This window comes from Leifsonia sp. 10N434, assembly GCF_056394405.1.
Window position 1 is genome coordinate 286,843 of sequence record NZ_JBFTHV010000005.1, and the last position, 14,572, is coordinate 301,414.

A 14,572-nucleotide genomic window follows, 5' to 3' on the forward strand; every position below is an offset into this window, starting at 1 on the left:
CCCGCATGAGCTATCAGAACGCACCGGAGGGCGACGGACCCATCGTGACTGCCTCGCTGGGCGGCACGTCCGTCGCGGGCGGCCGTGGTCGGTCCGCGTCGGACCGGCGCCCAGTGGCCGGGACAGGGGCGGACGCGCGCGTCCCGTTCCTCTCCCGGCGCTCGGTGCGGATCGTCGGCGGCTTCGTGTTGCCGGTGATCATCCTGGCGGCGTGGCAGATCGCCTCGACCTCCGGTGCGTTCAGCTCGGCCCTGCTCCCCTCTCCCGCGATGGTCGTCGACGCGGCGATCGACCTCGCCCAGCGCGGGGTGCTCGGCCTCTTCATCGCCATCTCGACGCAGCGCGTGCTCATCGGTTTCGCCTTCGGGGCCGGCCTCGGGCTGATCTTCGGCGCGCTCGTCGGGCTGTCGCGGTTCGCCGACATCCTCTTCAGCTCGACGCTCGGGGCGATCCGCGCCGTTCCGTCGCTCGCCTGGGTGCCCCTGCTGCTGATCTGGTTCAAGATCGGCGAAGAGTCGAAGATCATCCTGATCGCGATCGGTGCGTTCTTCCCCGTCTACACGATCGTGGCGGCCGCCCTGAAGAACGTGGACCGGCACCTCGTCGAAGCCGGCCGGGCGTTCGGGCTCAACGGGGTGAGGCTGTTCACGACCGTGCAGCTGCCCTTCGTGCTCCCGTCCGTGATCTCGGGGCTGCGCCTCGCCCTCGCCCAGTCCTGGCTGTTCCTCGTCGCGGCCGAGCTGCTCGGCGCGTCGATGGGGCTCGGGTTCCTGCTCAGTGATTCGTCGAACAACGGGCGCACCGACCGGCTGTTCCTCGCGATCATCCTTCTCGCGATCATCGGCAAGCTGACCGACTCGATCGTCGGCCTCTTCGAGCGCTGGTCGGCACGCCGCTGGGGCTGAGTCCTACCGGTCGCGGGGCGCCGGCGCATCCGCATCGACGCGCGGCGGAGCATCCCGATCGTTGCGGCGCGGAGTGAACGCGCGAGCGATCGCCCACAGCACGACGCCGATCGCCAGCAGCACCAGAGCGATTCCGTACTGGCCCACCGGGCGACCCGACGTCCACGGGAACACCAGGTAGAGGCAGGAGATCGCGCCGATGATCGGCAGCGGCCGCGCCGTGCGGAAGTGCTTGTGATCCACCGGCTTGCGGCGCAGCACCAGCACGGTGACGTTCACCACGGCGAACACGGCCAGGAGCAGCAGAGAGGTCGTTCCTCCCAGCAGCGCGACCACCGAGCCTTCAGGGTCGAGCGACACGTAGACGATGAGGCCGACGGCGAGCGCGCTGGTGAACACGATCGCTGCCCACGGCGTGCGCCGCTTCGGCTGCACCTTCGACAGGAAGCTGGGCAGCACCCTCTGTTTGCTCATCCCGTAGAGCAGGCGGCTCGCCATCATCATGTTGATGAGGGCCGTGTTGGCGACGGCGAACATCGAGATGAACGGCAGGAGGTCGGCGATCGGGAAGTCGGGCGCCGCCGCCTGCACCGCGTCGACCAGCGGCGTCTCGCTGCCGGCGAGCTTTCCGATCGGCACGAGCGCGACCACGCAGATGGAGACCAGCACGTAGACCACCGCCGTGATGCCGAGGCCGGTGAGCATGATGCGCGGGAAGATCTTCGTCGGGTTCTTCGTCTCCTCCGCCATGTTCACGGAGTCCTCGAAGCCCACCATGGCGAAGAACGCGAGAGAGGTCGCGGTGCTGACGGCGAGCACCAGGCCCTTGTCTTCTGGGGTCTCGAACGCCACCACCCGCGAGAGGTCGGCGTTGCCTCCGGCGATCGCCCACAGCCCGATCATGATGACCAGCAGCAGTCCCGAGAGCTCGACGAGCGTCAGCACCACGTTGAGCCAGACGCTCTCCGTCACGCCGCGCAGGTTCACCAGCATGATGAGCACGATGAACGCGACGGCGATCAGCAGGGTGACCGTGTTGTCGGCGGGCAGCGCGAATCCCACGGTGAGGTTCACGGCGAAGGCCCTCGATGCGGTCGCCGCCGAGGTGATGCCCGACATCATCACGATGAAGCACACGATGAACGTGAAGAAGTGGATGCCGAACGCCTTGTGCGTGTAGAGGGCGGCGCCGGCGGCCTGCGGGTACTTCGTCACGAGCTCGAGGTACGACAGAGCCGTGACGGTCGCGACCGCGAACGCCAGGATGAAGGGCAGCCACGCCGCTCCGCCGACCTCGGCGGCGACCTGTCCGGTCAGCGCGTAGATGCCGGTGCCGAGGATGTCGCCGACGATGAACAGCAGCAGCAGTCCCGGTCCGAGCGCCCGCTTGAGTTCGGGCTGCTCGCCGTCGGCCGTCTTGATGACCTGAGTCCAGGATGGATTGCTCACGATGGGCCCCCAACGCGTCGATGAGTTCGATTGAGGAGCTACTTTATGTGAAAGTTCTCAGAAATGGCACTCGGATGGGGGTACGGCGCGTCGCCAGGTGTCGGTTCGGCGCGAGCCCGGCCCGATGTTCCGGAATTACGGCCGGACGTCGGGCGTCACGCGCGCGGCGGTCGGCCGGTGAAGCCCTCCATCGAGGAGTAGACGCCGAAGACGCGGCCGGCCACGGCATCCCAGGCGCGGGTCGGGAGCACGCCCTTCAGCGTGCGGGCGAGCCCGACCGACCACGGGAGCATGAGCAGCGGGCGACCGGCCAGCATCGCGCGCCAGACCTTGTCGACCACGTACTCCGGCGTGAGCACGGGTGTGAGCAGCGGGCCGCGCGCACCCTCGAACATCCCGGTCGAGATGTAGCTCGGGGCGACCGTCGTGACCCGGACGTGCTCGAAACCCTGCTGCACCAGTTCGAGCCGCAGGCTGTCGCTCCAGCCGATCAACGCCCACTTCGAGGCGGCGTAGACGCTCATCCGGGGGTTGGAGACCGTGCCCGCGGCCGACGCGATGTTGACCACGCGCGCCTCGCGGGCGCTCTCGATCATGCCGGGCAGGAACTCGCGGGTGATGTACATCGGGGCGAGCGCGTTGACCTGCATGGTCGGGCGGGTGTCTTCGCCGTTGTCGTGCTCCCAGAAGTACTTGCCGCGCACGATGCCCGCGTTGTTGATGAGCACGTCGATGCCGCCGAGCTCGCGGCGCACCAGCTGCGCGCTCTGGGCGATGGCGCCGAGTTCGGTGAGATCGAGGACATAGGGGTGCACGGTGGTCGCCGGACGCCCGGCGGCGGAACTCGGCGAGCGGTCCGGCGCGCCCCACGCCGTCGCCTCGCGGTCGGTCATCACCACGGTGCGCAGCCGTGCGACGACCTCGTCGAGCGCGGCCTCGTCGCGGTCCCAGAGCACGACAGCCCGCGCGCCCTCGCGCACGGCGCGCTCGGCGTAGAGCGCACCCATGCCCGACGCTGCGCCCGTGATCAGCACTCGTGCGCCCCGCACCGTTCTCGTCATGACCCCATCATCGCAACCCTGGCTGAACGCCGCTCCATCGGATCATCCGGCCGCTCATCGCCGCGACCGGTAGTCGGCCCGCTGCTCCGGCGTGAGGTGCTCGGTGGCGTAGCTCAGCATCGTGCGGGGCATCCGGGCGGCGTTGGCGTCGAGGAACCAGAGCAGCGCGCCGATGTCGACCCTCTTGCCGACTTCGCGCAGCATCCAGCCGACCGCCTTGTGCATGAGGTCTTCGCGGTCGTCCAGCAGCAGTTCGGCCAGTTCGAGCGTCGTGGTCGCGTCGCCGTGCTTGATGAAGGCGAAGGTCGACAGCACGGCGACGCGGCGCTCCCAGAGCACGTCGCTCTCGGCCAGCTCGAACAGCACCGTGCGCGGCCTGTCGACCAGATGCTCGCCGAGCACGAACTCGGCCGAGCCGTCGACGAGGTCCCAGTTGTTCACGCGCCCCCGGCGCACCGCCCGCAGATAGAAGTCGGCGATGCGATCGAGCTGCGCCGGGTCGTGCGTGCGCGGGCGGCTCGCGACCTCGTACAGCCGGTTCAGGATGATGAGGCCCGCGAGCCGGTGCTCGTGCACCTCGCTGTCGAGCAGCTTCTCGATCTCGCCGAGGTCGAGAGCCGAGAACCGCTTGGCGACCGCCCTGGTCCGGGGAACGCGCACTCCGATGAACACGTCGCCCTCGCCGTACTGTCCCGGTCCCGTCTTGAAGAACCGCTGCAGGAAGACGGCGTCGTCGGCGTCCGCGACCTCTGCGAGTGCGGCCTCGACCGCGGCGGCCGTCGCTGGACTGGTCATGGCCAGAGCCTAGCGGCCGGGCGAGCCGCGGTGGCAGGCGATTCCGCGCATCATCTGACCTCTCAACGGCGAAAATCGGCGCGAACCCGCCTCGTCACGCACGGATCGAACAGTACGGGCAAGAAAACATCCAGACCTTCTGGATAGGCTCGAAGCGAGTGCGCCTGCACTCGGTCCACACCGTGCCGCACAGCGGCCAGCCCAGCGACGGGAGGTTCGTCATGTCTCAGTTCGTTTCCCAGTTCCGTACGGATGCAATTGTCGGAGAACCCGAGGTCGTCGAGGACGCCCGCTCCGTTCGCTCGCTCGCCGCGCATCCGGCCTGGCTGCGTCTCAAAGAGGCGGCGGTCGCTCTGCAGCCGACACAGCTGAAGGACGGCTCGATCCCCGAGGAGTCCGACAAGGCCGCGGCGGCCGGCCACGTCGACGAAATCGTCGCGGCCATCGGCGAGCTGGCACCGTACTTCCCGCACGACGCGGCATACCTCGACGCGCTCGCGGCCGACTTCCGGCGCTGGTCGGGCGAGGGATTCGGCGTGCCCGACTTCCTGGACTCGCTCACGGCTTTCCAGCCGCAGCAGCACCGCGTCGACGGGCTCGGCCACCTCGTAGTCTTCCCGATGTACACCCAGAACGGCAGCACCGACCGACTCGTCGAAGCGGTGCTCGTGGAGGTCATCTGGCCCGAGTTCGTGGGTGAGCTCGAGGCGGGCGAGTACGGCAACAAGCTGTTCGTGCCCATCCGGTTCGTCGACTTCACGCCCGGCTACGACACGAACTCGGCCGTGCTGTTCCCCGAGACCGTGGCGATGCGCGAGATCCCGACGTTCACGTGGGGAGCCATCTTCCAGGACCGCGAGGCGGCACGCTACCGTCGCGTGGTGCGGGCGGCGGCCGAGATCACGAAGCTCGAACTGCCGGCCGACGCCGCGGGCATGCTCGACGATCAGAAGCTCACGGAAGAGACCTTCGTGATGTGGGATCTGATCCACGATCGCAGCCACATGCGCGGTGACCTGCCGTTCGACCCGTTCATGATCAAGCAGCGGATGCCGTTCTTCCTGTACTCACTGGAGGAGTTGCGCTGCGATCTGACCGCTTTCCGGGAGTCGGTGCGGCTCGAGCGCGAGCTCTCGGCCCTTCCCGAGTCCGAGCTCTCGCCCGCGCAGCGCGAGATCCTGGAGCACGCGCACCTCGTGCAGTACGCCGTGATCTTCGACCGGATCTTCCGGTTCGCGATCACCGGCAGCCGCGTGCGCAACTACGACGGACTCGGCGGCCAGCTGCTGTTCGCGTGGATGCACCAGCACAACGTGCTGCACTGGACGGACACCAAGCTCGCCATCGACTGGGCAGACGTCCCGGATGTCGTGGTCGCGCTGAGCGATCAGATCAACGAGCTCTACTGGCGTTCGATCGACCGGCCGAAGGTCGCGCACTGGCTCGCCGCGTACGAGATGCTCACGCGCACCCTCACGCCGAACCCCGCGTCGAACTGGGCCCGTGGACTGCCGGACGAGACGCTCGCCGGTGTGCCGAAGGGCTACACCGACGCCGTGCTCGACGACGAGTTCCCGCTCTCGATGTTCTACGAGGCGCTCAACAAGAAGATGGCCTCGGTCATCGAGTCGACGGCCGGCATCACCGGCGAGTCCGACGCGTCCGAGACCTCGGCGCGGGCCGCAGGGACCGCGGCGGCGTGAGCGAGGATTCCGTGCCTGCGACCCGGGTGGAGACATCCGGGTCGCAGGGCTCCCTCGCGGGACGGATCGTGCTGATCGCCGGCGCGACGAGCGCCAGCGGCGAGGCCGTTGCCCGTGCCCTCGTCGCGCGCGGGGCCACCGTGCTCGCCGTCGGCACCAGCCGGGAGCGCCTCGATTCGCTGGCGGAGGCCGTGCCCGGCGTCGATGTTCGCGTCTGCGACCTCGCCGACCACTCGGCGGTGACCGAGCTCGCCATGCGCATCCACGTGAAGTTCGCCCGCATCGACGGCCTCGTGCACCTGGTGGGCGGCTGGCGCGGCGGTGGCGGGATCACGGGCCAGTCGGACGACGACTGGGCCTTCCTCGAGCGGTCGTTCGCGACGCTCCGCAACACCAGCCGGGTGTTCTACGACGACCTCGTCGCGTCGCCCGCCGGACGCCTCGCGGTCGTCTCGTCGACCGCGGTCGACCGCCCGTACCCGGGCGGTGCGAACTACGCGGCAGCGAAGGCGGCGGCGGATGCGTGGACGCGCGCGATCTCGAAGGGCTTCGCCGCAGACGCACCGGATGCGGCAGCGGCGATCTTCGTCGTGAAGTCCCTGGCCGGGCTCGAAGACGAACTCGCCTCCCGGGTCGCTGCGTTGTGGGACGAAGCGCCCTCCACCATCAACGGCGTCCGCCAGTTGCTCACAGCCTCGGAGGGCGGCACGAACCAGCCCACCGATCCTGCGAGGATAGAACGGTGACGCTACAACTCCACGACCTCTCGCTCCGCGGTTTCGCCTCCGACAACTACGCCGGAGTCCATCCCGAGATCCTCGACGCCATCGCCGCTGCGAACGAGGGCCACCAGATCGCCTACGGCGAAGACGTCTACACCGCCAGGTTGCACGACGTGTTCGCGGAGCACTTCGGCGACGGCGTGCAGGTGTTCCCGGCCTTCAACGGCACGGGCGCAAACGTCGTCGGCCTCCAGTCGATGATCCCCCGCTGGGGCGCCGTCGTCTGCGCGAAGACCGCGCACATCAACACCGACGAGGCGGGCGCGCCCGAGCGCGTCGCCGGCATCAAGCTCCTGCAGGTCGAGACCCCCGACGGCAAGCTCACGCCCGAGCTGATCGACCGCGAGGCGTGGGGCTGGGGCGACGAGCACCGAGCACAGCCGCTCGTCGTGTCGATCACCCAGACGACCGAGCTCGGCACGGCCTACAGCGTCGCCGAGGTGAAGGCCATCGCCGACCACGTGCACGCACTCGGAATGAAGCTGCACATGGACGGCGCCCGCATCGCCAACGCCGCAGCCACCCTCGGCGTGCCGCTGCGCGCCTTCACCACCGACGCGGGCGTGGACGTGCTCAGCTTCGGCGGCACGAAGAACGGCATGCTCTACGGCGAGGCCATCGTGGTGCTGAATCCCGCCGCCGCCGAAGGGCTCATCTACCTGCGCAAGCTCAACATGCAGCTGGCGTCGAAGATGCGCTTTATCTCGGCGCAGCTCATCGCGCTCCTCACCGACGACCTGTGGCTGCGATCGGCGACGCACGCGAACGCGATGGCGACGCGCCTGCGCACCGCGCTCGAGGCCGGTATCGCCGACGGCACCATCGAGGGTGTCGGCTTCAGCCAGGCGACGCAGGCAAATGGGGTGTTCGCCACATTGCCCGCCGGCATCGCCGACCGCCTTCGCGAGCACTTCCGGTTCTACGACTGGGACGCGGCGCGCAACGAGGTGCGGTGGATGTGCTCGTTCGACACGACCGAGCACGACATCGACGCGTTCGTGGCCGCGCTCGTACTGGAGCTCGGAATCGCGCGGGACGCCGCCTCCTGAGGGCGGCGCTCGGGCACCTCATAAACGGGCTCGGAGAGGCGAACGCACGAACTTGCGTCATCCCGTCGACTTAGCGACGCGATCAGAGCAAGCGTCCCCACTCGGGGGCCAAAAATGACACTCCTACTGGGGTACAAATCGTGTCCTCATTTTGACCCACACGGGCCCCGAATTGGGTAGAGTTCAAGAGCCGGCTGAGGAACCCGAATAATCCTCCAGCGGTAACCCCGAAGTATGCCGGGCCCGTGAACAAACCCTAGTGTTCACGTGCCCGGCATCGGCGTTTAAGGCTCGGGCCGCCGGTGGTGCGTTATCGCACGACCGGCGCCGCCGGTGTCGCGGTTGCGCACGATCGAGTGCGCTACGGCGCGGCCCAGTAGGCGTACGACGACGCGGGGGCGAAGCCGAGCTCCGCGTACAGCCGGAGGGCGGCGGTGTTGGCGGCTGTCACCTGAAGCCACAGGTTCGGGATGCCGCGGTCCCGCGCCTCGGCAGCGAGCTCTACGATCAGGCGTCGTGCGAATCCGCGGCGGCGCGTATCCGGACTCGTCGCAACCGCGAACAGCCCACCCCAGTCGCCGACGAGTGCCAGACGAGCGACCGCCACCGTCGCGGACGCGGATGCGGGAGCGGCGATCGAAGCGGGAGCGGCGAGCGACGCGGGTGCCGACAGCGACGCGTACAGGCCAGGACCGCCGGCGAGGATGCGCGCCGCCACCTCCCGCTCGGAGGCGCCGCCGCGCCCGTCGACGGACCACCACACGTCCATCCAGGCCCGGTCGGGAGTATCGGCGATCGTGACCATCCCCTCATCCGACGAATCCCGCGCCATCCCGCGCTCCGCGACGGCGCGGCTCCCGGCGACCAGGATGCGCGTCGGCGAATGCTCCTCGTAGCCGCGGCGGCGCACTTCGTCGGCGACGCGAGGGTCTGTGGCGGGGCTCAGCTGGAACCGCGTGCGCAGCCCGCGCTCGGCGTACGCCGCTTCCGCCGCGTCGACGGCCTCGCGCACATCCGGCACCACCCCGCTCGGCAGCACCGAGTTCGCACGATCGGTGACGCCGCCGGAGAAGCGGAACGACCAGTCGTGCCAGCTCTCGCGCTCGAGGGCCGGCCAGCCCCGGTCGGCGAGCGCGTCGAGCAGCCCGGGCTCGACAGCGGTCGGAGGAACAGAAGCAGTGGCAGACGGTGTGGAATCGGTCATCGTCTCACCGTAGCGAGAGGTCAGTCGCGATGACTCACGACGTTGATCACGGTCCCGTCCGGTGCTCGCACGAAGAACCGTGTCACACCCCATTCCTCGGTGGTGAGGGGGTGGACGATCTCGTAACCGCGTTCGCGCGCCTCCTCGTAGGCGCCGCGCACGTCATCCGTGTGCACGGAGATGACCGAGTCCTCCGGCGCCGTGGCGTCGCCCGTCACCAGCTGGACCTTGGCCGCCGCCGAATCCGGCGAGACATAGCGGGCGACCCAGCCCAGACTGAACTCCTCCGTTCGCAAGCCGAGATAGTCGGTGTAGAAGGCCTTCGCCGAGTCGAGGTCGTCGACCTTCAGGTTCGCGATGATGCTGGTGGCGTGCATTCCGTTCTCCTCACTGGCTGCGGTGCGGCTGCCTGCGGTGCAACTGGCTGCGGTGCGACTGACGGCGGTGCGCGGCAGCCGATGGTCACGGTACGCGCCACCGCCCCTGCCCCGCCCCCGACGCCTCCGTCTTGACTCCGTCGGCGACGCGCGTACCGTCAGTGGGCGCCGACGGTCTACGGCCGACGTGCGATGAAGGGACTGAGGATGAGCGAGACGCTGACCGACTCCGAAGTGGCGGGACTGAGCGCGAAGACCGTCGCACATGTCGTGCACTACCGCCGCAAGACCTACGTGACGCGGCCGTCCGAGGGCTACGCGCTCCTCAAGAGGGTGCGCACCCTGCTCAAAGACGGCACGACCGACCTCGTTCCGCTGGTGCACCGCGACGGTTTCGTGTGGCTGGCCATCGGCCCGGGCATCCCGATCGCGGTCGACGAGATCGAGACGGATGCCGGGCACAGCGAGAAGCACACGCTGAAGCGCCTCGGCCTGGAGGAGTGACCCCGAGGCCGAGGCGCTTGCAGTGACAGCCCGTCAGACCAGGGCCGCCGCCGGCACCAGTTCGCGAGACGGAACGGACGGCGTCGCCGGCTTGCCCGGCTTGGGCGCGACCGACGGCGTCGCCGCGGGCTCGTCCACCGGCGCGGTCGGCGCGTCGTTCTTGGCCGACTCGGCGACGAAGTCCTTGAGCCACGGCATCAGGTCCGGACCGAGGTCCGTTCGATCCGCGGCGAGCTGGACGATCGCCTTGATGTAGTCGAGGCGGTCTCCGGTGTCGTAGCGGCGGCCGCGGAAGATCACGCCGTGCACGCCACCGGTCCAGTCGGGCGCCGAGGCGAGGCCCTGGAGCGCATCCGTCAGCTGGATCTCGCCACCCTTGCCCGGCTCCGTCTTCTCGAGGATGTCGAAGATCTCCGGGCGCAACACGTAGCGGCCGATGACCGCGAGGTTCGACGGCGCGCTCGCGCGGTCCGGCTTCTCGACGAGCCCCGTGATCCGCACCACGTCGTCTTCGTCCGTCTCGACGACGGCGGCAGCACCGTAGAGGTGGATCTGACTCGGGTCGACCTCGAGCAGGGCGACCACCGTCGTGTTGCGCTCGTGCTGCACCTCGAGCATCCGGCTGAGCAGCGGGTCGCGCGCGTCGATGATGTCGTCGCCGAGCAGCACCGCGAACGGCTCGTGCCCGATGTGCATCTTGGCCCGGAGCACGGCGTGGCCGAGCCCCTTCGGGTCGCCCTGCCGCACGTAGTGCATGTCGGCGAGCGTCGTGGACTGCTTGACCTTCTCGAGCCGGTCGGTGTCGCCCTTCTTCTCGAGCGTGTCCTCGAGCTCGGTGGCCCGGTCGAAGTGGTTCTCGAGCGCGTTCTTGTTGCGCCCCGTCACGAGCAGAACATCGTGGAGTCCCGAGTTGACCGCCTCCTCCACCACGTACTGGATGGCCGGCTTGTCGACGACGGGCAGCATCTCCTTGGGCATCGCCTTGGTGGCGGGGAGGAAGCGGGTCCCCAGGCCGGCCGCCGGGATGACGGCCTTGGTCACATAACTGGTCATGGTGATGTCCTTTTCGGTTCAGCGGGCGGTGGCGAGCGCGGCCAGGTCGGCGTCGAGCGGTGCGACCTCGGGCACGCGGCCCATCGAGAGCACCTTCCAGCCGGCGGCGCTCCACGCCACCGCGTCGAGGCAGTTACGGGCGTCGATCATCGTGCGGGTGTGCACGAGGTTTCCGAGGGTCACCGGATCGGCGTCCACGAACTCCTGCCACTCTGTGAGCACGACCGTCACGTCCGCGCCGGAGACGGCCTCGCCCATCGAGTCGGCGTAGCCGAGCGTGGGGAACATGCGCTGCGCGGTTGAGCGCGCCTGCGGGTCGTAGACGACGACCTGCGCGCCACGGAGGTGCAGGGCCGCCGCCACGTTGAGCGCCGGCGAGTCGCGCACGTCGTCGGTGTGCGGCTTGAAGGCAGCGCCCAGCACACCGATCCGGCGGTTGAGCACGGAACCACCGCACGCCTCGAGCGCCAGGTCGATCACGCGCTGGCGTCGGCCCATGTTGATCTCGTCCACCTGCTGCAGCAGTCCGACCGCCGCGTACGCGCCGAGTTCGCCCGAGCGGTGCATGAGCGCCCGGATGTCCTTCGGCAGGCATCCGCCGCCGAAGCCGAGGCCCGCGTTGAGGAACTGGCGCCCGATGCGCACGTCGTGACCCAGCGCATCCGCCAGCAGCGAGACGTCGGCGCCGGCGGCGTCGCAGATCTCGGAGATGGCGTTGATGAACGAGATCTTGGTGGCGAGGAACGCGTTCGCGCTCACCTTCACGAGCTCGGCGGTGGGCAGGTCGGCGACCAGCACGGGGGTGCCCGCGGCGATCGGCGTCGCGTAGACCTGCCGCAGCAGCGCCTCGGAGCGGTCGGTGGTGCCGCCGAAGACGAGGCGGTCGGGAGCGAGGGTGTCGTCGACGGCCTTTCCTTCGCGGAGGAACTCGGGGTTCCAGACCAGCTCGGCCTGGATGCCCTCGGGCAGCACCTCGGCGACAATCGCCCGCAGCCGGGCCGCGGTTCCCACCGGCACCGTCGACTTGCCCACGATCAGGCCGTCGTGCGTCATGTTGGACGCGATCGAGCGCGCCGCGCCCTCGACATAGCTGAGGTTCGCCGCGAAGCTCCCCGACTGCTGCGGGGTGCCGACGCAGATGAAGTGCACGTCGGCGAAGGCGGCCGCCTCGGCGATGTCGGTGGTGAACCGCAGCCGACCGGATGCCACGTGCTTGGTGATCAGCTCGGGAAGCCCGGGCTCGAAGAACGGGGCGCGTCCTTCGCGGAGCTCCTCGACCTTGCGGGGGTCGGTGTCGACGCCGATGACCTCGAACCCGAGCTCGGCCATCGCCGCCGCGTGGGTGGCTCCGAGGTATCCGGTGCCGATCACGCTGATGCGCGGGGCGGGCTGTTCTGACTTCTTCATGATGGTCTGTCCTTTCACTTGGCCGGTGTGAGCGTGAAATGGTCTTCCGGGCGGGTGAGGCCCTCGATGAACGCCGACAACGAGTCGGCGCGGGAATCGATGCGCCAGTCGTTCGTGGCGCGCACGCCCTCGACATAACTGGTCACCGCGAGGTTGAACCAGGAGAACCCGACGATGTCGCTGTTCTCCGGTTTGGAGAGGCCGTCGAAGAACGACGAGATCCACGCCGCCTTGTGTCCGCCGGTCTCCGAGGCGCCGATCTCAGACAGCATGATCGGCTTCTTCGCGATCGCCCGAAGCTCCTTCAGGCTCTCGCCGTACGTGTAGTCGAAGGTGTAGTCGTTATCGGCCTTGTACGGCGGCCGGAGGTAACCCGAGAGCCCGACCCAGTCGACGTACTGGTCGCCGGGGTAGAGGCCGGCGAGGTAGCCGTCTGCCTTGTGCGTGGCGGGCAGGTTGTTCACGATGTTCGGCGACCACACCCACATCACGAGAGAGTTGGCGCCCTCCGACTGGAAGATGTCGTGCACGTGGCGCCACATCTTCACGTAGTCGCCGACGTTGTTGCCGTTGACCGAGTTGCCCTTGCCGTCGGTCTCGACCCACGGGTACCAGTTGCTGTTCATCTCGTGGTCGAGCCGGATGGCCAACGGGAGCCCCGTCGCGACGATGTCCTTCGCGTACTGGTGCAGATAGGCGTCGAACGAGCCGCCGATGATCTTGGGCAGCGAGTACTCCGGGGCGTCGACGGTGTCGTTTCCGGCACTGATCGGACGCGACTCCCAGGTCATCATCGGGAGCCGGCCCTGCTGCCAGGCGCGGGTGACGGCGTTCGCACGGAAGGTCTCATCCCAGCCGCTGAAGTAGCCGACCACGTTGGGCGTGACACCGATCTTCGCGGAGGTCGCGTCGAAGGTCGCCCAGTTGAACGGCGCCTGCTCGGTGTACATCCCGAAGTAGCGGTTGGCCGGCTGCAGCAGCGCGGCCTTGGACGGTGCCGTGATCGGTGCCGGCTGCGAACCGGTTCCGCCGGTGCCGCCGGTGCTGCCGGTCCCGCCGGATCCTCCGGTGCCGCCGCCGCTCGAGCCTGCTCCCGTACCGGCCGCGCCGGTGGTGCCCGCTGCCGTGCCGACGGCGGTCGCTGCCCTCACTTGGGCCTTGGCAGCCGCGAGGGCGTTCTCGGCGACGAGCGTTCGCTGCTGCGCCTGAGCGAGCTTCTTGGCGGTCGCCGCCTGAGCGGCCACGACCTTGCTCTGCAGCTTCTTCAGCTCGATCTTCTGCGAGGCGATCGTGGTGCTCGCTGAACCGAGCGCCTCCTTGAGCGTGGCATTCTGCGCGGCCATGGGGTTGACGACGTCGACAGCGGCGGTGACCGCCTGACGCACCTGGCTGCCCGGGGACGACCAGACGAAGTACGAGATGCCGCCGAGCACGGTGGCGAGGACGAGGAAGGCGGCCGTTGTGGCCTGTGAGCGCGATTTGCTCTGCGCCCACCAGGAGAACGAACTGTTAGACAAGGAAGAAGGCCTCCAGGGTCAGGATCGCGATACCGATCAGGTACGGGATGGCGGCCAGCGGGTTGAGCCGGCGCCGCTCGGGCTTGGTCGTGGTCTTGTTCGCGGGCTTGGTAGCGGCCGCCGCCTTCACCTCGGCGCGGGTCGCCAGTGCGGTCGCCGTCGTGACGCCGCCCACGGCATCCGGAATCGCGGGACCGGTCGAACCGGCGGTCGTCGCGTCGCCGGCGGTGTCTGCCGCAGTGTTGTCGGGGATGGCGTCGTCGGCGGTGATTTCGGCGGGTCCGCCGGCGTAGGCGCCGGCGCGGGTGCCCCACCCGGAGGCGTGTGCCATCCGGAAGAAGCCGAGGAGCCGGATCGGCATCAGGAAGAAGGTCGAGACGATGATGAACACCGGCAGCCGGAAGAAGTCGGAAGGTTTCTCCGACAGGTGCCGGATCTGCCGGATCGACATGCTGATCACCGACGACGCCACCATCAACGCGATCACCGCGAGGATCCCCGCCTGCACCCCGTACTCGGCCAGGAACCCTTGGTAGAAGTTGTAACCCTGCCCGGTGAACGCCCGATACACCCACCCGCCCAGCACCCCCGCCAACACGAACGGCAGGATGATGTCGGTCACAAAGAAGAACGCCAACAGGGGCGCATGGCCCAACATCCAGGGCAGCATCCGCAACGTGTTGTACTGCGACCCGCGCGCCCACCGCAACTGCTGCTTGAACAGCTTCTTCACCTTCAACGGCGCATCCGTGAACACCAACGACGT

General features: G+C 68.7%; 14 protein-coding genes. 5 read left to right on the top strand and 9 right to left on the bottom strand.

Annotated elements, in window-relative coordinates:
- The first annotated feature begins 5 nt into the window (after positions 1–5).
- Positions 6–905 carry an ABC transporter permease gene (locus AC1DB1_RS14970; RefSeq protein ID WP_271175848.1) on the top strand — a complete coding sequence of 300 codons (900 nt, stop codon included), beginning with the start codon at positions 6–8 and terminating at the stop codon, positions 903–905.
- Between the two features lie 3 nt (positions 906–908).
- Here AC1DB1_RS14970 and AC1DB1_RS14975 read toward each other — a convergent pair whose 3' ends face one another.
- The 3 genes from AC1DB1_RS14975 to AC1DB1_RS14985 form a co-directional block, all read right to left on the bottom strand.
- On the bottom strand, positions 909–2,354 hold the full coding sequence (locus AC1DB1_RS14975) for an APC family permease (RefSeq protein ID WP_271175849.1): 1,446 nt from the start codon (positions 2,352–2,354) through the stop codon (positions 909–911).
- Between the two features lie 155 nt (positions 2,355–2,509).
- On the bottom strand, positions 2,510–3,415 hold the full coding sequence (locus tag AC1DB1_RS14980; RefSeq protein ID WP_271175850.1) for an SDR family NAD(P)-dependent oxidoreductase: 906 nt from the start codon (positions 3,413–3,415) through the stop codon (positions 2,510–2,512).
- Between the two features lie 54 nt (positions 3,416–3,469).
- Complete coding sequence (locus AC1DB1_RS14985; RefSeq protein ID WP_477201371.1) at positions 3,470–4,210, bottom strand: DNA alkylation repair protein; 741 nt, start codon at positions 4,208–4,210, stop codon at positions 3,470–3,472.
- Between the two features lie 221 nt (positions 4,211–4,431).
- Here AC1DB1_RS14985 and AC1DB1_RS14990 point away from each other — a divergent pair, with 221 nt between their 5' ends.
- The 3 genes from AC1DB1_RS14990 to AC1DB1_RS15000 are packed head-to-tail and all read left to right on the top strand — an operon-like array spanning position 4,432 to position 7,744.
- Entirely contained in the window at positions 4,432–5,913 is a 1,482-nt protein-coding gene (locus AC1DB1_RS14990; RefSeq protein ID WP_477201372.1) for a DUF6421 family protein, read from the top strand.
- Entirely contained in the window at positions 5,910–6,659 is a 750-nt protein-coding gene (locus AC1DB1_RS14995) for an SDR family NAD(P)-dependent oxidoreductase (RefSeq protein WP_271175853.1), read from the top strand. The genes AC1DB1_RS14990 and AC1DB1_RS14995 overlap by 4 nt, the downstream gene beginning before the upstream one ends.
- The gene (locus tag AC1DB1_RS15000; RefSeq protein ID WP_477201373.1) at positions 6,656–7,744 is read left to right on the top strand and encodes a threonine aldolase family protein; all 1,089 of its coding nucleotides are present in this window, start codon (positions 6,656–6,658) and stop codon (positions 7,742–7,744) included. Before AC1DB1_RS14995 ends, AC1DB1_RS15000 begins: the two co-directional genes overlap by 4 nt.
- A gap of 361 nt (positions 7,745–8,105) precedes the next feature.
- On the opposite strand, the gene AC1DB1_RS15005 is transcribed toward AC1DB1_RS15000, so the two are convergent.
- Both AC1DB1_RS15005 and AC1DB1_RS15010 read right to left on the bottom strand, forming a co-directional pair.
- A complete protein-coding gene (locus AC1DB1_RS15005; RefSeq protein WP_477201374.1) occupies positions 8,106–8,948 on the bottom strand; it encodes a GNAT family N-acetyltransferase in 843 nt (280 codons plus the stop codon).
- Positions 8,949–8,968: 20 nt separating this feature from the next.
- Positions 8,969–9,325 (bottom strand): VOC family protein, encoded by a 357-nt coding sequence (locus AC1DB1_RS15010; protein WP_477201375.1) that lies wholly within the window; start codon positions 9,323–9,325, stop codon positions 8,969–8,971.
- A gap of 207 nt (positions 9,326–9,532) precedes the next feature.
- On the opposite strand from AC1DB1_RS15010, the gene AC1DB1_RS15015 reads away from it, so the two are divergent.
- Positions 9,533–9,829: a hypothetical protein gene (locus AC1DB1_RS15015; RefSeq protein ID WP_271175857.1), complete on the top strand. Its 297-nt coding sequence runs from the start codon at positions 9,533–9,535 to the stop codon at positions 9,827–9,829.
- A 33-nt stretch (positions 9,830–9,862) separates the two neighbouring features.
- Here the strand turns inward: AC1DB1_RS15015 and galU are convergent, their stop codons facing one another.
- The 4 genes from galU to AC1DB1_RS15035 all read right to left on the bottom strand — a co-directional run.
- On the bottom strand, positions 9,863–10,882 hold the full coding sequence (gene galU, locus AC1DB1_RS15020) for a UTP--glucose-1-phosphate uridylyltransferase GalU (protein ID WP_477201376.1): 1,020 nt from the start codon (positions 10,880–10,882) through the stop codon (positions 9,863–9,865).
- 18 nt (positions 10,883–10,900) lie between these two features.
- Positions 10,901–12,289, bottom strand: a complete 1,389-nt coding sequence (locus tag AC1DB1_RS15025; RefSeq protein WP_477201377.1) for a UDP-glucose dehydrogenase family protein — start codon at positions 12,287–12,289, stop codon at positions 10,901–10,903.
- 14 nt (positions 12,290–12,303) lie between these two features.
- Entirely contained in the window at positions 12,304–13,806 is a 1,503-nt protein-coding gene (locus AC1DB1_RS15030; protein WP_477201378.1) for a glycoside hydrolase family 26 protein, read from the bottom strand.
- Positions 13,799–14,572 (bottom strand): glycosyltransferase family 2 protein (locus AC1DB1_RS15035; RefSeq protein ID WP_477201379.1); only part of this gene is annotated, 774 nt, incomplete at its 5' end. The genes AC1DB1_RS15035 and AC1DB1_RS15030, both read right to left, overlap by 8 nt.